The sequence below is a fragment of the Paraburkholderia tropica genome (genome assembly GCF_014171495.1).
Classification (GTDB): Bacteria; Pseudomonadota; Gammaproteobacteria; order Burkholderiales; family Burkholderiaceae; genus Paraburkholderia; species Paraburkholderia tropica.
The window spans coordinates 1,037,605-1,053,074 of sequence record NZ_CP049136.1 but is presented as its reverse complement, the minus strand read 5'-3'; the positions used below and the strand labels follow the sequence as shown (position 1 = coordinate 1,053,074).

Here is a 15,470-nt window from a genome sequence, read left to right as displayed (position 1 = left end):
CATTCGCCAGCAAAGAGGCAACACGATGAGCGATACCCGCATCAACGGCATTATCCGCACGCTCGAATCCGGCAAGGCCGCGTTCGCCGCATTCTCGAAGCTCGACAAGCAGAGCGCCATCGAGATGAGCGATGCGCCCTACGACGGCGTCGTGTTCGAAATGGAGCACAACCCGTACGACGTTTCGGCATTCGGCGACGCGCTGCAATACATGCTGAGCCGCAAGCAGATTGCCGAATCCGGCTCGGTCGCGCCGCGCGTGACGCCCATCGCGCGCATTCCGGCGAACGGCGCGGAGATGAACCAGAGCTTCGCCAAGCAGGTGCTCGATCGCGGCGCGTACGGCGTGATCTGGCCGCACGTGGCCACGGTCGAACAGGCGTATAACGCGGTGGCGTCGTGCCGCTATGCGCGTCCGAAGCATGCGCCGATCTATGAACCGAAGGGCGTGCGCGGCGACGGACCGGCCAATGCTTCGCGTTATTGGGGCCTGTCGATGCCGCAATACTATGAGAAGGCCGACGTCTGGCCGCTCGCGCCGCACGGTGAAATTCTCGTTGGCCTGATGTGCGAAAGCACGCAGGCGATCGAGAACCTCGACGACATCCTCTCGAACGTGCCCGGCATCGGCCTGATTCTGATTGGCGAAGGCGACTTGAGCCAGGAACTGGGTTTTCCGCGTCAATACGAACATCCGGAAGTGCTCGACGCAATGCGCCAGATCGTCGAGACCTGCAAAAAGCACAACGTCGTGGTCGGGCACCCGCACGTTACGGCGAAGAATCATCAGCGACTCATTCAGGAAGGATATCGCTTCCTGATGTCGGCGCCCTCGCGCACCTACGGCGTCGTGGGCGCCGCGCGCGAAATGGCCGGCTACTGAAGCACCTTTCCCACTCGTTCTCCGTCGAGGGCCGCACTATTCAGCGCGACCTTCATAACGCCATTAATTAGTCATCCAAATTACTGAAACAGGAATTCATCGAGAAGATCATCAGCGGCCATTCGGGCCCTGCAGCGCAATAAATAAAATCAACGTGGAGACAAGAATGAAGCGAATGCTAGTCGTGGCATCCGGCCTGGCGTCGGCCTGTCTGTTTCAGACGGCCCATGCGCAATCTTCCGTCACGCTTTATGGCGTGATCGACAATGGCATCGAGTATCAGAATGGCGGCAACGGTTCGGTCGTGCGCGCCACCTCGGGCGGTCTGTTCGCGAGCCGCTACGGCCTGAAAGGCACCGAGGATATTGGCGGCGGACTGCACGTCAACTTCCAGCTCGAACAAGGCTTCTCGGCCATGACCGGCGCGGCGGCCAATGCTGCGGAAGCCTTCAATCGTCAGGCGTGGGTCGGTCTGTCGGGCGCGTTCGGTGAAGTGCGATTCGGCCTGCAAAACACGCCGCAATACATTTTCCTGAATCGCGAACTCGATCCGGTCGCCGTGATGAGCATGGGCTCGCCGATGCTCAACTTCAATTCGCTGACCATTCGCGTCAACAATGCGATCTCCTACTTCACGCCAACGGTCTATGGACTGAGCGCGCAATTCATGGTCGCGATGCGTGATTCCACCACCAAGCCGAGCAACGGCCTGCAGTTTTACAACGCCGCTGCGCGTTATGAGAACGGGCCGTTCCGCGTGGCGGCGGGCTACGAGCAGGCGGACAACGCCACCGGCACATCCGCGCTGAAAGTGTTCAACGCGGGCGCATCGGTGGGCGTCGGTCCGGCGCGCTTCTATCTCGCGTATCACACCGAAAAACAAACTGACAACAGCATCAAGCGCGACGTCTATGAAGGGTCGGGTTCGTGGAGTTTCGGCCCCGCCGATCAACTCGCGCTGATGTACGGTTATCTGCACGATCGCACCGGCAAGGGCAATAATGCGCAGCAGATCGGCATGACGTACGAGCACTATCTGTCGAAACGCACGACGCTCTATGCATCGGCCGCGTTTATCAATAACCGCAATCAGGCGGCCTTCACGCTCAATGGCACGGCTTACGCCGGCCCGACCGTGGCGCCGGGTTCGAATACGCGCGGCGTCATTCTCGGCATGGTCCACACGTTCTGACGAACGAATCGAGCCGGCGCCGGAAAGTTCCTGGCGCCGGTCTCGGGGTATTTCGCAAGTGGCCGACAAGGACGGCCTGTGAAAGAATAGGACGAGTTTCACGGTCCCTTTTTGCAGGGAGCAAATCGAGCAAGTCGCACGCGGACCCCGCCCAGACGGTACAGCGTTCCGGCGCATCACCATTGAAATGGCGGCCGCACGAACGGTCGTCCAGGAGACTTCATGGCCCACGGCGCAACCCTCATCAAGCCCACGAACCGACCCGTCGGCACAAACCGCCTGAGCGCGGTTCCCAAAGTTCGGCTTTACGTCGAACCCGCCGAGGAAGAAAACTGGTTCGTGCACGTTGGCCACGTGACCGAGCGCGGACGCTGGCGCACCGCGCCGCACGCGCATCCGGCCTACGGGCAACTGATTTTCGTGCGCAACGGCCGCGGCGTGATGAATCTCGAAGGACGCAGCGTGCCGTTCGAAGGCCCGTGTGCGCTGCTGGTGCCCACCGAGTGCATTCACGGTCTCGACTACGAAATCGATGTGGACCGCTGGGTCGTCACGATCGAAGTGTCCTACCTCACGCAGGTGAATGCGCGGCTGCGCGAATTCGTGGCGTTGTGGTCCGCGCCGCGCATGGTGCCATTCGCCTATCACGCCGAAGCCGCCGGCGAAATCTACAGCCTGATTCAGCGCCTGAAACAGGAGGTGGAATCGGATTCAGTGGGACAGGTCGCCGGCACCGAAGCCCTGCTGACGATGCTGCTCCTCACATTGGTGCGCGAAGCGCGTCTCGATCAAGCCGTCAGCGAAGCCGTGCCGCGCAATGACGTGCGTCTCGTGGAGCGCTTTCGCAAACTGATCGACGAGCACTATCGCGACAATCTTCCGTTGCAGCAATATGCGTCGATGCTCGCCGTCTCGCTCGTGCAATTGCGTGCCGCCTGCGCATCCGCCGCCGAGAAAAGCCCCACCAAAATGATTCACGCGCGCATTATTACCGAAGCGAAACGCGAACTCATCTTCGGCGATATGTCGGTGGAACAGATTGCTTTCATGCTGGGTTTCGCCGACGCCGCATACTTTACGCGCTTCTTTCGCCGAGAAGTCGGCCAGGCGCCGAGCCAGTTCCGCAGCGAAGCGCGGCGATAAGGCCACGCAAAAGGCCCACGCGGATTCCCGCACTGACCGATCGAAACGGTGCGCGCGCAAGCATTACCGACTACGCGCGCGGCGTTTCGATGCTCGTCCCGGTATCTTCCCTGGTTCGATTGAAAAGTGCTGGCGAATCCGGATTTTGTGCAGGGACCCGTCCTTGCTCAGCGAATACGCTTCAACAATTCTCCCCTTTTCAACCAGGTCAACCGAATATGGCGCAACTCGTCACGCCCGCCACACGGATGCGGCGCACAGCCGTGGCCGCACTCGTCGCAACCGCATTCGCTGCACTCTCTGTCTGCGCCGTAGCCAGCGCGGCGGCGGAGTCCGATACGGAATTCGTCTACGTGGGCACGCTGCATCAGCAGATCAACGCTCTGCACTTCAACACGTCCACCGGCAACATCAACGACGTCGGCACCGTCGCACAAGGATTGAAGTCGACGTGGGTGGCGTCTCATCCGCAATTGCCCGTGCTCTACGCGGTGAACGACGACCGCGACAAGGAAGGCAGCGTGACGGCGTACGCAGTGAACCAGGACAACGGATCGCTCACGCGCATCAACGACGTACTCACCGGCGGTCGTGGCACCACCTTCCTGCAATTCGACGCGCCGTCGTCCACGCTGCTCGGCGCGAACTACAACAGCGGCTCCGTATCGAGCCTCGCGGTGAATCGCGACGGCAGCGTGGGCACGCTCGAATCGACGATTGCGGAGAAAGGTTCCGGCCCGAGCCCACGCCAGACCGATGCGCACGCGCATGGCGTGACCATCGATCCTTCGGGGCACTATGCGCTCGTGCCCGATCTGGGCGCCGACCGCGTCTTCATCTACGGCTTCGATCGAGCCACGCACACGCTGACACAACTCGACGCCGCCACGCCGCGCGCCTTCGCCTTGCCGCCGGGAAGCGGACCGCGCCGCGTCGTGTTCGGGGCGACCGGACAGTACGCCTACGTGCTCACCGAACTCAGCGCGGAGTTGCTGGTATTGCGCTGGGACGCCGCCACCGCGCAACTCACGCCGGTGCAAACGCTGCCCATCAGTCAGGCAGGATTCAATGGCGTGAAGAGCGGCGCGGAAATGGCCATGAGCCGCGACGGACGTTTTATTTATGTCGAAGACCGCGGCGAGAATGCCCTCGTTGTGTATCGCGTGGATAACACCAGCGGCCAGCTGAGCGAACTGCAACGCGTGCCGTCGGGCGGCGACAAACCGTGGGGATTCGCCATCGACCCATCGGGCAAATGGCTGTTTGTGGCGAATCAGCGTAGTGGCAACGTGAGCCTGTTTCACATCGATCGCACAACCGGCACGCTGGCCGATAGCGAGCAATCGATCCCGATTCCCGCGCCTACCAGCATTACTTTTGTGAAATAGCGCGGCACGCTGACTTTCTGCACCTTTCCTCGATGCATCAATCGCATCGAAAAATGCCAGAGAAAGCGCATTTACTACAAGGACGCGTCCTTTTTATTTTTTTACTATCCAGATAGCAGTCAAAACATTCGGTAACGCGATTCCAAAACCTACATACCGCGTTCCCCGGATCGATTAACAGAAAATCTGGAGACAAATGAAAAGGACCCTTCTCGCAGCGTCCGCGCTTATCTCGTCGTGCGCCGTTCAAACCGCTCAGGCGCAATCTTCCATCACACTCTACGGCATAGTCGATAACGGCATCGAGTATCAGAACGGTGGCGCGAATCATGTGATTCGCGCTTCGTCAGGCGGTTTATTCGCCACGGTCTACGGACTCTACGGCCACGAAGATATTGGCGGCGGCATGCACGTCAATTTCCAGCTGGAGCAGGGTTTCTCGGCCGTCAATGGCGAGGCGCAGAATTCGGCCGATGCCTTTAATCGTCTCGCGTGGGTCGGCTTGTCGGGCGACTTTGGCGAATTCAGATTTGGACGCCAGAAGAAGCCGCAATATCTCTATCTCGACGGCGAACTCGATCCGCTGGCAGCGAAATCGATTGCCTCGCCGCTCAACGATTTCGACGATGTGTCCGTGCGCGCCAGCAACGCCATCTCTTACTTCACGCCAAACTGGCACGGATTAACCGCGCAGATTCTCGTGTCGATGCGCGACTCCACCACCAAGCCCTCGAATGGCCTGCAGTCGTATAACGCCGTAGTGAAGTACATCCACGGGCCGTGGCATATTGCGGCCGGCTATGACCAGCAGGACAATGCGGCCGGCACGTCGGTTCAGAAAGTCTTTACGGCGGCGACTTCACTCAAGGTGGACGCGGCGCGTTTCTACTTCGTCTACCACACGGAAACGCAGTCGGATCACAGCCAGAATGAAGCGACTTATTCCGTCTCGGCTTCGTATCTCTTCAGCCCAGCCAACGAGATCGCCGTGATGTACGGCTATTTGCACGACCGCACCGGCAACGGCAACAACGCGCAGCAAGTTGGCCTGTCGTACGAGTACTTCCTCTCGAAGTCCTCGCTGATCTATATGGCTGCCGGTTTGATCGATAACCGGAATCAGGCAGCCTATACGCTCAACGGCACCGAATACTCAGGGATCGAGGTGACGCCGGGTGCAACGGCCAGAGGCATCATTATCGGGCTGACGCACAAGTTCTAAACCTGTGAAGCGTATCGGCCTGCATCACGCAGCCGGTACGCTTGCCGCGATTTTATTGGCTTGCGTCGCCCGATTGCGACGAGCCACGCGCCACCGTACCGTAACCCGATGTATCGACCGCAGGCGTTTGCGCCGCCTGCATTTCACCGTTCGGATAATCGGTCCAGTCGAGCGGACCATAACCGCCCTTCTCCGCCTGAATGAGACTGGCGCGGACTTCTGCGCGCGTGAGCGGTTGCTGGCTTTGCTGCGCGAACGACGCGACCGGCGCAGCGAGAATCAATGCAGCGACAACGACTCGATTGAGCATGTTCATTTTGGTCCGCCTTACGTGTGTTATGAGTATTGCCGTTTAATCAGCATTCCGAACAAACACAGTCTAGCAAACCAGAACATCAGGGTAAACACCTAAATTATTATTTTAGTTTACCGACACACTCGACATTTCAACGCATGCGAACAAGGCAAAATCCCGCAGGAATTTCGCCTCGTTTTACTGAACTGCTCGCACCAGCGCTTAAAGCGAAGCGCCCGGTTCCCCATCGACAATACGCCACACGCCCAGCGGATTGGCGTCATGCAACGCCTCCGGCAACAACAGTTCCGGCAGATCCTGATAACAAACCGGACGCAGGAAGCGATCGATGGCGGTCGCGCCCACCGAGGTGTACATCGCGTTCGACGTGGAAGGATGCGGACCGCCGTGCACCATCGCGTGACAGACCTCGACACCGGTCGGGAAGCCATTCGCGAGAATGCGGCCCGCCTTGCGTTCGAGCACCGGCAGCAGACGCTTCGCAGCGGGGTAATCAGCGGCGTCGATCTGCAAGGTGACGGTCAATTGACCTTCCACATGCTCGGCGATTTCCAGCAACTCGTTAAAATCTCTCGCGCGCACGACCACCGAAGCGGGACCGAACATTTCCGATTCCAGTTCCGGCGAGTCGAGCAGGCGCGCCGCATCCGTCACGTAAAGCGCAGCCTGCGCGGCGTTGGCGCGCTCGCCTGCCGCTTCGCCTTCGGCGACCTTCTGCACGCCCTGAACCGCGCCCGCGCTTTGCGTGCCCGAGCAATACGCATCGAAGATGCCGGGCGTCAGCATCGTTTGCGCGGGTTTGCTGGCCAACGCTTCGCTCGCCGATGCGATGAAGCGTTCGAGGTCCGGCCCATCGACAGCGAGCACAAGCCCCGGATTCGTGCAGAATTGACCGGCGCCGAGCGTCAGCGAATCGGCGAAAGCCTTGCCGATGATTTCAGCGCGACTCGCCAGTGCGGCCGGAAACAGAAACACCGGATTAATGCTGCTCATTTCCGCATAGACGGGAATCGGCTCGGGGCGCGCATTGGCGAGACGCACCAGCGCGAGACCACCCTGGCGCGAACCCGTGAAGCCCACGGCCTTGATCACCGGATGCGAGACGAGCGCTTCGCCCAGCTTGCGGCCCGCGCCGAACAGCAGCGAGAACGTGCCCTCGGGCAAGCCCAGCGTTTTCACGGCCTGCTGAATCGCGCGACCGACAAGCTCCGACGTGCCCAGATGCGCGCTATGTGCCTTCACGATAACGGGCGCACCGGCGGCCAGCGCGGAAGCCGTATCGCCGCCGGCAACCGAAAAGGCGAGCGGGAAATTGCTCGCGCCGAATACCGCCACCGGTCCCAAGGGGACTTTCGCGAGACGCAGATCCGAACGCGGCAAGGGCTGACGCTCCGGTTGCGCACGGTCGATCGTCGCGCCGAGAAAATGACCGTCGCGCACGACTTTCGCAAAGAGACGCAATTGCCCGACCGTGCGCCCGCGCTCGCCTTGCAGACGCGCAATCGGCAAGCCGGTTTCCGCGTGCGCGCGTTCGATCAATGCATCGCCGAGTTCGAGAATATTCTCGGCGATGGCTTCGAGAAACGCCGCGCGCTTTTCGAGCGATACGTTGCGATACACATCGAAGGCTTCGGATGCGAGCGAAGCCGCGCGATCCACTTCGGCGCCGCCGCCCATGCCGAATACCGGCTCCGCGATTTCCGTATTGCTCGCGGGATTGAATGCGCGCTGCTCGCCTTCGGTGCCGCGCACCGACGCGAAACCGATCAGCATGTCGCCACTGAGAGTCATATTGGTTTCCTGAAACGTCCTGTTCATGGCTGATGGCAAAGCCAGTTCACTGCGGGGCGCACGAACAACGGCGGCGGCGGATACACGCACCACGAGCCGTCGTCATGACGAAAGAAGACAATCTCCAACGTGCCCGCCGCGCGGGCCACTTCCACTTTGACCGCGCGCCACGGCATCCTTTTCGTGCGGCCAGGCCGCGTCACGCGAAAATGTCCGCTATGACCGAGCCAGTCGTTGACGAGCGCGCGAAGTGACTTTCGCTCTCCGCTCATAAGCGTCTCCCTGCTTCGCGAACGTGTTGGCGTCTTTATGAAGCTCTACTGCCCATGCTTTCGTGCGCCAACACCCACGCCCCGATCCGGCGATTCCCGATCGGGAAACGCAAACGGTGCGCTTATCTTCGGTCCACGCGCGCGCGCTGTCTATTGAAGTTAAACGCTGCAGCCTTAACCGGAACGTTAAGCCTGAATCTGATCAATGCAGCGTTTCGCGCCGTGCCAGCGGTTTGAACAACTGACTCCACGCAGCGCTCACGAGTATCGTTGCGAAACCGCCCAGCACGACCGCGCCCACTGCGCCCATCGCGGCGGCCGTCACGCCCGATTCGAATTCGCCGAGTTGATTGCTTGCGCCGATAAACAGCGTATTCACCGCCGAGACGCGACCACGCATGCGGTCCGGCGTTTCGATCTGCACCAGCGTCTGGCGCACGATCACGCTGATCGTGTCCGCGCCGCCCGAAATCGCCAATAGCATCAGCGAGAGCAAAAACGATCGCGAAACGCCGAACGCGACAATCGCCGCGCCATACACGGCCACCGCGATCAGCAGCTTCTTGCCCACGCCGCTGCGGATCGCGTGTCGCGACAACCACAATCCCACGCACAGCGCGCCGACGGCGGGCGCCGAACGCAGCAGCCCCAGCCCTTCGGGACCGACGTGCAGAATCTCTTTCGCGTAAACAGGCAATAGTGCCGTCGCGCCGCCAAACAACACGCCGAACAGATCGAGCGAAATCCCGCCGAGCAACAGCGGGTTGCTCCAGACAAAGCGCAAACCGGCCAGCACCGTTTCCGCCGTCACCGGTTCGCGCGGCGGCGGCACGTGGTCGTAGCGAATCAGCGCATACAACACAGCACTCACGCAGAACAACACGGTGCACGTGAGATACAGCGCGTTGATGCCGGTCGCAAACAGCAAGCCGCCGAGCGCCGGGCCCGCGATCACGCACACCTGCTGAACGGACGTGCTGAGCGCCATCGAGCGCGCCAGCAGACTTTGCGGCACCAGCATCGGCAGCAGCGCCTGTTGACCCGACATCTGAAACGGACGAATCGCGCCGAGCACCAGCGAAAGGCCCAGCAGCAGCTCCCGCGAAACCGCGTTCGTCATGGTGGCGGCCGCGAGCAGCGCCGCGATGGCGGCCTGAACGCCGAGACACACGGCGACGATCCGGCCGCGATGCAGACGGTCCGCACAATGTCCCGCGGGCAGCGTCGTGGCGAGCCCGGGAATAAACTGGAACAGGCCAACCAGACCGAGATACCAGGCGCTCGACGTCAGCTCGTACATATGCCAGCTGATCGCCAGCATGAGCATCTGCTGTGCCGCAATGGAGCCGACGCGCGCGCTCAGAAAACGCGTGAGCGGCGCGTGGCGCAACAAGGGCGCCAAACCGGGGCGCGTTTCGAGCGCCGCCACGGCGGGTTCTTTTAATCGACTCATGACGGCATCCAGCCTTGCGTGGTGAAAATAACGATGCGAATGTTGGAAATGTTGGCTGGGATGAAATTCAAATCACGCCGCGCAATTGCGGCGATTACAGCAATTACGACCCCGCGCGATACGAATGCGCATCGCGTTCAGCGGCGACAGGTTCGCCCTCGTTGACTTTCGGCGCCCACTTTCTGCGCAGCAACACCACGGTGCTGGTCGCGCCGAGCAGCAGAAACACGAAGATCGCCGACATCGGCAACGTATAGCTGCGCCCCACGTGCAGCAGCCAGCCGGAAAGACTCGCCGACACGCCGCCCGCGAGACTGGTCGCCACCTGTTGCAAGCCGGTATTCAAACCCACGGCCTGTTTCGGAATGAGCGTGAGTTTCACCAGCGCGAGATTATTCGCGGTGACGAGACCCAGCAGCGACAGCGACGCGATATTCCAGAACAACGCTTCTTGCGCCGTGTGTGCATACGCGCCCATCAACACCGTTGTCCCGCTGATAAATCCTGCGACGATAAACGACTTGCGCACGACCACGGCGTCGTGACCGCGCGCGATCAAACGGTCTGCGGCCCAGCCCGCCAACGCGGCCACGATGGCAATGCCCGCGAAGCTGAAAAACGTATAAACGCCCGATTGCCGAAGTGAAAGCCCGCGCTGCTCGACGAGATAAGCGGGCATCCACGTCATGCAATAAAACACGAAATAGCTGTAGCAGAAGTTGGTGATGAGCCCGCCCCACACCACCGGGCTCGCCAGCAGATTGCGCAACGGCACGGAAGCCGCACGCTGGCGCGCGGCCGCGAGTTCCGCACGCGAAGGGAAATCGCTTTTGAGCAGCCATTGCCACGGCACCAGCCACAGCAAACCCGCGAGTCCGGTCACGACGAACATCGTCTTCCACGAACTCGCGGCGATCAACCAGGCCGCAATCGGCGCGCCGAGCGCCGGACCCATCTTGCCGCCAATCGAATAAATGCCGAGCGCCGTGCCTTTGTGCGCTTCGTCGAAATTATCGGCGAGATAGCGGTAAGTGGCGGGCACCACCACCGCTTCGGCCACGCCAATCAGCAAACGCACCAGAATCAGCGCCGAGAGCGTACCCACGACGCCGGTCGCCGCCGCCGCGAGACACCAGAGCAGAAAGCACACGCTGTACGGCCACTTCACGCCATAGCGGTCGACAATCCAGCCCATCGGCATCTGCATGAGCCCATAGGACCAGAACATCGCCGAGCCGAGCCAACCGCGCTCGATGTGCGTGAGCGCGAACTCGTGCACGAAGTGGCGGTCGGCGAGCGCGGCGGACATGCTCGTGCGGTCGACGAAGGAGATCATCAGCCCGATTGCAAGCAGCACCAGAATGCCCCAGCGGTTCGCGTCGCGCGATGGCTGTCGTTGTGTGATCTCCACCTTCTGTCTCCGGCTTTTTATTGGCTTGCCATGTCACGCCATGGCGGCGTGCGTTCAGCCCAGGCTGCCCGTCACGTCGTCGAACAGTTCGTCGACGGAGAGGCGGCGCGGAATGATCTTCTGATCGAGCGCCCAGTCGATGGCGAGCTGCAGGCCCTTGCGGTTTTCCTCCAGCCCGATCGGCGGGAAGATCGCCGGTACGCCTTCGGCGAGCGAACGGCTTTCCGCAATCATGCGATAGATCTCGCGCACGATATCGGGGCGCGCCTTCGTCAGATCCGTGTGCACCGCGAACATGTGATTGATCGGCACCACGCCCGTGCGTGCGAACCAGTCCTTCGCCGCCGCGTGCGCGTCCGGCACCAGCGTACGCACGCGCTCGTCCTTCGGCATGTCTTCGCCGAGCAGCGCGGCCGCCAGTTCGCCCTTGAGCATCATTTCCGGAATCGACGAACCCGCAGGCAGGCGCTCGCAATTCGACGGATCGCTGTACTCGGCGAGATGGCCGTCGCCCAGCGTCATCCACGTGACCTTGTCGAGATCGACGCCATATTCGTGACGCAGAATACCGCGAATCCACAGCGCCGTGGTTTGCGTGTAGGTGCGCACGCCTACCTTCTTGCCTTCGATATCTTTCGGATCGAGGTGGCCGAAATCGAGGTTATAGCCCGCGCAATGATGCTGGAAACGGCCCGAGATCGGCGCGGGCAGCAGCACGTACGGCTTGCCGTACGACTTCGCCTGCAGGAAGGTCACGATGGCGAGTTCGCCCGCGTCGAACTTGCTTTCACGCACCATCGCCTTGAAGCCGTTGTGCGCGGGCGTGGGGCCGCAAAAATCCAGCGTCACGAGATCGGAGCGCACGCGTCCGTCGCGCATCGCTTTCGTCACCGCGTATTCGGACAGATTGGTGCGCAGCGTCGGCACGCCCGTGAACGTCGTTGTCATGAATGTCTCTCCTGGTGTTGGTATCGCTTGATATCCGGATTCGATTTACAGCCGGACTTCGATGAGGCGCGGACCCGGCTCGCGCGTCGAATCGGTCATCGCTTTGTAGAAGTCTTCCGCCGTTTCCACGGCGACGCCCGGCACGCCCATGCTCTTTGCCATCGCCAGCCAGTCGATGCGCGGATTGTCGATGTCGATCATCGACAGCGCGCGCTCGCCCGGCGTGCCCGCGCCCATGTTCGCGTACTCGGCCTTGAGGATCGCGTAGCTGTTATTGGCGAAGATGATGGTCGTGACGTTCAGCCCTTCGCGCGCCTGCGTCCACAGCGACTGGATCGTGTACATCGCGCTGCCGTCGCCGACCATGCAGAACACGCGCCGGTCCGGGCACGCGAGCGCCGCGCCCGTGGCGACCGGTGTCGAGTAGCCGATCGAGCCGCCCATGTTGTTGATGAGGTCGTGCGGACGCGCGCCCATCGTCAGGTTCATCGATTCGCGGCCCGTCGTGAGCGACTCGTCGACGACGATGCAATGCTCGGGCAGCGCTGCCGCCATCGCGTGCGCAATGCTGACCGGATTGAGCGCGCCGGTCGGCACCGGCGTTTCGATACGCGCCTGCAGACGCGGCGCCGTATCTGTTGCGCCCAGTGCCTGCAACAGCATGTCGAAAGCGAGTTCGCTGTCCTCGTCTTCTTCGACGAGCGGATGCACCAGCGTGCCTTCGGCTTTCAAGAGACTCGGCTTGTCCGGGTAAGCAAAGAACGCCACCGGCTCGCTCGTCTCCACCGTCACGATGTGCTTGAAGTCTTTCAGGAACGCCTGTGCGAGCGGCACCGCATACGGAATGCGCGCGATGGGCACACGGCCCGCGCCGCGTTCGATGCGCGCGGTGAAGAACTGCGAGCCGAGCAGCGCGCCGGTCGCGGCGGCCACCTGGCCCGCGCGTTCGAGCGCCACGCCGCGCGTGGCCTTGTTCGCGAGGATGATGAGCGTCGGCTCGCCCGAGCGCAGCACGCGCGCCACGTGTTCGACGCGCGCAGCGTTCGGCGTCTTGCGGCGGCTCACGACGGGCGTCGGCAACACGCGTTCGGCTTCGGTGCGCTGCCACGACGTATCGCCGGGCAGAATCAGCGTGGCGATCTGGCCCGGATGCTCGCTGGCCTTCGCCACCGCCTGAGCCGTATCCCACGCGATGCTGTCCGCCGACTCCGCGCGCCGAACCCAATGGCTCAACGGGCGCGCGAGACCTTCGATATCGGAGGTCAGCGGCGGATCGTATTTCAGATGCGACGCCGAATGCTCGCCCACCACGTTGACCATGCCCGACGACGCGCGCTTCGCGTTGTGAATGTTCGCGAGACCGTTCGCGAGGCCCGGTCCGAGATGCAGCAGCGTCGACGCCGGCTTGTCCTTCATGCGATACCAGCCGTCGGCGGCGCCCGTGGCGACGCCTTCAAACAGGCACAGCACGCTGCGCATGCCGGGGTTGCCGCCCAGCGCCGCGAGGAAGTGCATCTCCGAGGTGCCGGGATTCGCGAAGCAGATGTCGACGTCCTGCTCGACCAGGGTCGCGACGAGACTTTCGGCTCCGTTCATCAGTAGCCCGCCATCTCGCGTGCGAGACCGACCACGCCATACGTGCGTTGCGGCGCGGACATCAGGAAACGATAACCTTCTTCAGCGAGGCGGCGATGGTTCTTCGCCGTCACGTGCGGATGGCCAACGATCACGTTGCGCTTCTTGCAGGTCTCGACGATCTGGCGCATCGCGTCGAGCACTTCAGGATGCTCATACTGACGCGGCAGGCCCAGCTCCTGGGACAGATCGCCCTCGCCGATCAGAATGAAACCGATGCCCGGCACGTTGGCGAGAATGTCGTCGAGATTCTCGATCGCCTGCGTGCTTTCGCACATCAGACCGACGAGAATTTCACCGTGCGGCGCGAGCGGCCAGACGTCGGCCTTCTCGTAGTATTCCTGCATCGACAGACCCCAGTAGCGCGCCGCGTTGGCCGGACCGTCGCCGCGCACGCCCTTCGGCTCGTACAGCGGCGCATGCTTCGGACGCGCATAGCGGCACGACGCCACCGCGTTATAAGCTTGCTCGACGGTCGCGACGTGCGGCCAGATCACGCCATAGGCGCCGCGATCGAGCACCTGCTTGGCGAAGCTCTGGTTCATTTCGACGCCATTCGCCGGAATGCGCGCGATCGGCGTGACCTTGGTGGCCACCGAGCCCGACTCGGCAATCTGCTTGCGGTTGAGCAGGTACTGGAATGCATCGCCCAGCGCGCTCACGTCGTACGGGTTGTGCTCCATTTCGAAGACGAGGCCGTCATAGGGCGCGTCGCTCATCTCGATGGCGGTCTGCTTGTCGAGCTTGGAAAAGGCGGCGTGCGCGGCCTTGCCCGACTCGAGCGCGCGAATGATGCTGTTCAGGCGAATCGTGGACATGGGAATCTCTCTGTCTCGCTGCGCGTGCGCCGCTTTTTTTACGGCGCGCGCACTGCTCATTAGTTTGTCGTACTGATCGTTTGCACTGGTCCGGCGTGCTGGGTGCGATGCGATCCGCGCTCAGGCGAGCGACGGATACAGCGTTTGCGCCGTCTTGCCGAAAATCCAGGCGCGATCGTCGTCGCTCAGGCAGGCGAGACCGGCTTGTGCATCCGCCAGAATCTCCGAGAGCTTGCCCGGCGAGGTCGGGAAATTCGAACCCCACGCCATGCGCTGCGCGCCGAACGCTTCGACCACGCGCGGGAAGAACGTCTCCGCGCTGGCCTTTTCCTTCTTCACGTCGCCGAAAATACGCGGCGTGAGCTTCATGTAGATATTGGGCAGATCGGCGATGGCGAAGAGGCTCGCCGCTTTCGCGTACGGTGCGCCGTCGAGCACGTCGGGACGGCCCAGATGGTCGAGAATGATCTTCGCGGTCGGAAACTTTTCGGCCAGCATGCGCACCTGGGGCAAGCCAATCGGGCCCGTCTGGATGCACATCGGCAGATTCAGTTCCGCGAGCATTTCCCACGCCTTGAACGACTTGGGATTATCGAGTTCGCTCGGATCGAAATCCTTGGTCGAGCCGCCCGTGAAAATGCGCAGACCGGCGAGGCCTTTATCGGCCCAACCCTTGATGACGGCGGGCACGTCGTCGGCCAGCATGTCGACGGAACCCACGGCCACGAGCCGGTCCTTGTACTGGTTGCAGCCGTCGACCACATAGCTGTTGTCGAAGCCATAAGTCGTCGACGAGTGGACGACGGCGGCTTTCGCCACGCCGGCTTCGTCCATCGCCTGAATCAGCGCTTCGACCGTGTTGGGACGCTCCTGCGACCAGTCCGAGCGCTTGCCAAACAGCGGCGCGGGCGGATAACGCTTTTCATCGTCGGAGATGATGTGCGGATGAATATCGATGTAGTTCATGGTGTGCGTGATGTGCGTGCTAGACGTCGAAC

13 protein-coding genes are annotated in these 15,470 nt (G+C 61.9%); 5 read left to right on the top strand and 8 right to left on the bottom strand.

What is annotated here, in order from left to right; genetic code table 11:
* The first annotated feature begins 25 nt into the window (after positions 1 to 25).
* The 5 genes from G5S35_RS28200 (at position 26) to G5S35_RS28180 (ending at position 5,828) form a co-directional block, all read left to right on the top strand.
* The gene (locus G5S35_RS28200; protein WP_074986055.1) at positions 26 to 883 is read left to right on the top strand and encodes an HpcH/HpaI aldolase family protein; all 858 of its coding nucleotides are present in this window, start codon (positions 26 to 28) and stop codon (positions 881 to 883) included.
* A 166-nt stretch (positions 884 to 1,049) separates the two neighbouring features.
* A complete protein-coding gene (locus G5S35_RS28195) occupies positions 1,050 to 2,075 on the top strand; it encodes a porin (protein WP_074986054.1) in 1,026 nt (341 codons plus the stop codon).
* A 222-nt stretch (positions 2,076 to 2,297) separates the two neighbouring features.
* On the top strand, positions 2,298 to 3,218 hold the full coding sequence (locus G5S35_RS28190; protein WP_065060454.1) for a helix-turn-helix domain-containing protein: 921 nt from the start codon (positions 2,298 to 2,300) through the stop codon (positions 3,216 to 3,218).
* Between the two features lie 263 nt (positions 3,219 to 3,481).
* Complete coding sequence (locus tag G5S35_RS28185; RefSeq protein WP_237181542.1) at positions 3,482 to 4,606, top strand: lactonase family protein; 1,125 nt, start codon at positions 3,482 to 3,484, stop codon at positions 4,604 to 4,606.
* Positions 4,607 to 4,802: 196 nt separating this feature from the next.
* Entirely contained in the window at positions 4,803 to 5,828 is a 1,026-nt protein-coding gene (locus tag G5S35_RS28180) for a porin (RefSeq protein ID WP_074986053.1), read from the top strand.
* A 52-nt stretch (positions 5,829 to 5,880) separates the two neighbouring features.
* Here G5S35_RS28180 and G5S35_RS28175 read toward each other — a convergent pair whose 3' ends face one another.
* The 8 genes from G5S35_RS28175 to G5S35_RS28140 all read right to left on the bottom strand — a co-directional run bounded on the left by G5S35_RS28175 (position 5,881) and on the right by G5S35_RS28140 (position 15,438).
* On the bottom strand, positions 5,881 to 6,144 hold the full coding sequence (locus G5S35_RS28175; protein ID WP_074986052.1) for a DUF4148 domain-containing protein: 264 nt from the start codon (positions 6,142 to 6,144) through the stop codon (positions 5,881 to 5,883).
* A 201-nt stretch (positions 6,145 to 6,345) separates the two neighbouring features.
* Positions 6,346 to 7,935, bottom strand: coding sequence for an aldehyde dehydrogenase (NADP(+)) (locus G5S35_RS28170; RefSeq protein ID WP_183039553.1), 1,590 nt, complete (start codon positions 7,933 to 7,935; stop codon positions 6,346 to 6,348).
* Between the two features lie 474 nt (positions 7,936 to 8,409).
* Positions 8,410 to 9,660 carry an MFS transporter gene (locus tag G5S35_RS28165; protein WP_080180373.1) on the bottom strand — a complete coding sequence of 417 codons (1,251 nt, stop codon included), beginning with the start codon at positions 9,658 to 9,660 and terminating at the stop codon, positions 8,410 to 8,412.
* Between the two features lie 103 nt (positions 9,661 to 9,763).
* The gene (locus G5S35_RS28160; RefSeq protein WP_183040036.1) at positions 9,764 to 10,996 is read right to left on the bottom strand and encodes an MFS transporter; all 1,233 of its coding nucleotides are present in this window, start codon (positions 10,994 to 10,996) and stop codon (positions 9,764 to 9,766) included.
* Positions 10,997 to 11,125: 129 nt separating this feature from the next.
* On the bottom strand, positions 11,126 to 12,019 hold the full coding sequence (locus tag G5S35_RS28155) for a type 2 periplasmic-binding domain-containing protein (protein ID WP_065060448.1): 894 nt from the start codon (positions 12,017 to 12,019) through the stop codon (positions 11,126 to 11,128).
* A gap of 45 nt (positions 12,020 to 12,064) precedes the next feature.
* Positions 12,065 to 13,615 (bottom strand): acetolactate synthase large subunit, encoded by a 1,551-nt coding sequence (locus tag G5S35_RS28150; protein WP_065060447.1) that lies wholly within the window; start codon positions 13,613 to 13,615, stop codon positions 12,065 to 12,067.
* Positions 13,615 to 14,472, bottom strand: coding sequence for an HpcH/HpaI aldolase family protein (locus G5S35_RS28145; protein ID WP_065060446.1), 858 nt, complete (start codon positions 14,470 to 14,472; stop codon positions 13,615 to 13,617). The genes G5S35_RS28150 and G5S35_RS28145 overlap by 1 nt, the downstream gene beginning before the upstream one ends.
* Before the next feature lie 120 nt (positions 14,473 to 14,592).
* Positions 14,593 to 15,438, bottom strand: a complete 846-nt coding sequence (locus G5S35_RS28140; protein ID WP_065060445.1) for an amidohydrolase family protein — start codon at positions 15,436 to 15,438, stop codon at positions 14,593 to 14,595.
* Positions 15,439 to 15,470 lie beyond the last annotated feature (32 nt).

Coding starts and splice junctions, on each gene's coding strand:
- G5S35_RS28180 (WP_074986053.1), top strand. CDS start 4,803: ATGAAAAGGACCCTTCTCGCAGCGTCCGCGCTTATCTCGTCGTGCGCC.
- G5S35_RS28160 (WP_183040036.1), bottom strand. CDS start 10,996: ATGATCTCCTTCGTCGACCGCACGAGCATGTCCGCCGCGCTCGCCGAC.
- G5S35_RS28170 (WP_183039553.1), bottom strand. CDS start 7,935: ATGACTCTCAGTGGCGACATGCTGATCGGTTTCGCGTCGGTGCGCGGC.
- G5S35_RS28190 (WP_065060454.1), top strand. CDS start 2,298: ATGGCCCACGGCGCAACCCTCATCAAGCCCACGAACCGACCCGTCGGC.
- G5S35_RS28175 (WP_074986052.1), bottom strand. CDS start 6,144: ATGAACATGCTCAATCGAGTCGTTGTCGCTGCATTGATTCTCGCTGCG.
- G5S35_RS28165 (WP_080180373.1), bottom strand. CDS start 9,660: ATGAGTCGATTAAAAGAACCCGCCGTGGCGGCGCTCGAAACGCGCCCC.
- G5S35_RS28140 (WP_065060445.1), bottom strand. CDS start 15,438: ATGAACTACATCGATATTCATCCGCACATCATCTCCGACGATGAAAAG.
- G5S35_RS28145 (WP_065060446.1), bottom strand. CDS start 14,472: ATGTCCACGATTCGCCTGAACAGCATCATTCGCGCGCTCGAGTCGGGC.
- G5S35_RS28155 (WP_065060448.1), bottom strand. CDS start 12,019: ATGACAACGACGTTCACGGGCGTGCCGACGCTGCGCACCAATCTGTCC.
- G5S35_RS28200 (WP_074986055.1), top strand. CDS start 26: ATGAGCGATACCCGCATCAACGGCATTATCCGCACGCTCGAATCCGGC.
- G5S35_RS28150 (WP_065060447.1), bottom strand. CDS start 13,615: ATGAACGGAGCCGAAAGTCTCGTCGCGACCCTGGTCGAGCAGGACGTC.
- G5S35_RS28195 (WP_074986054.1), top strand. CDS start 1,050: ATGAAGCGAATGCTAGTCGTGGCATCCGGCCTGGCGTCGGCCTGTCTG.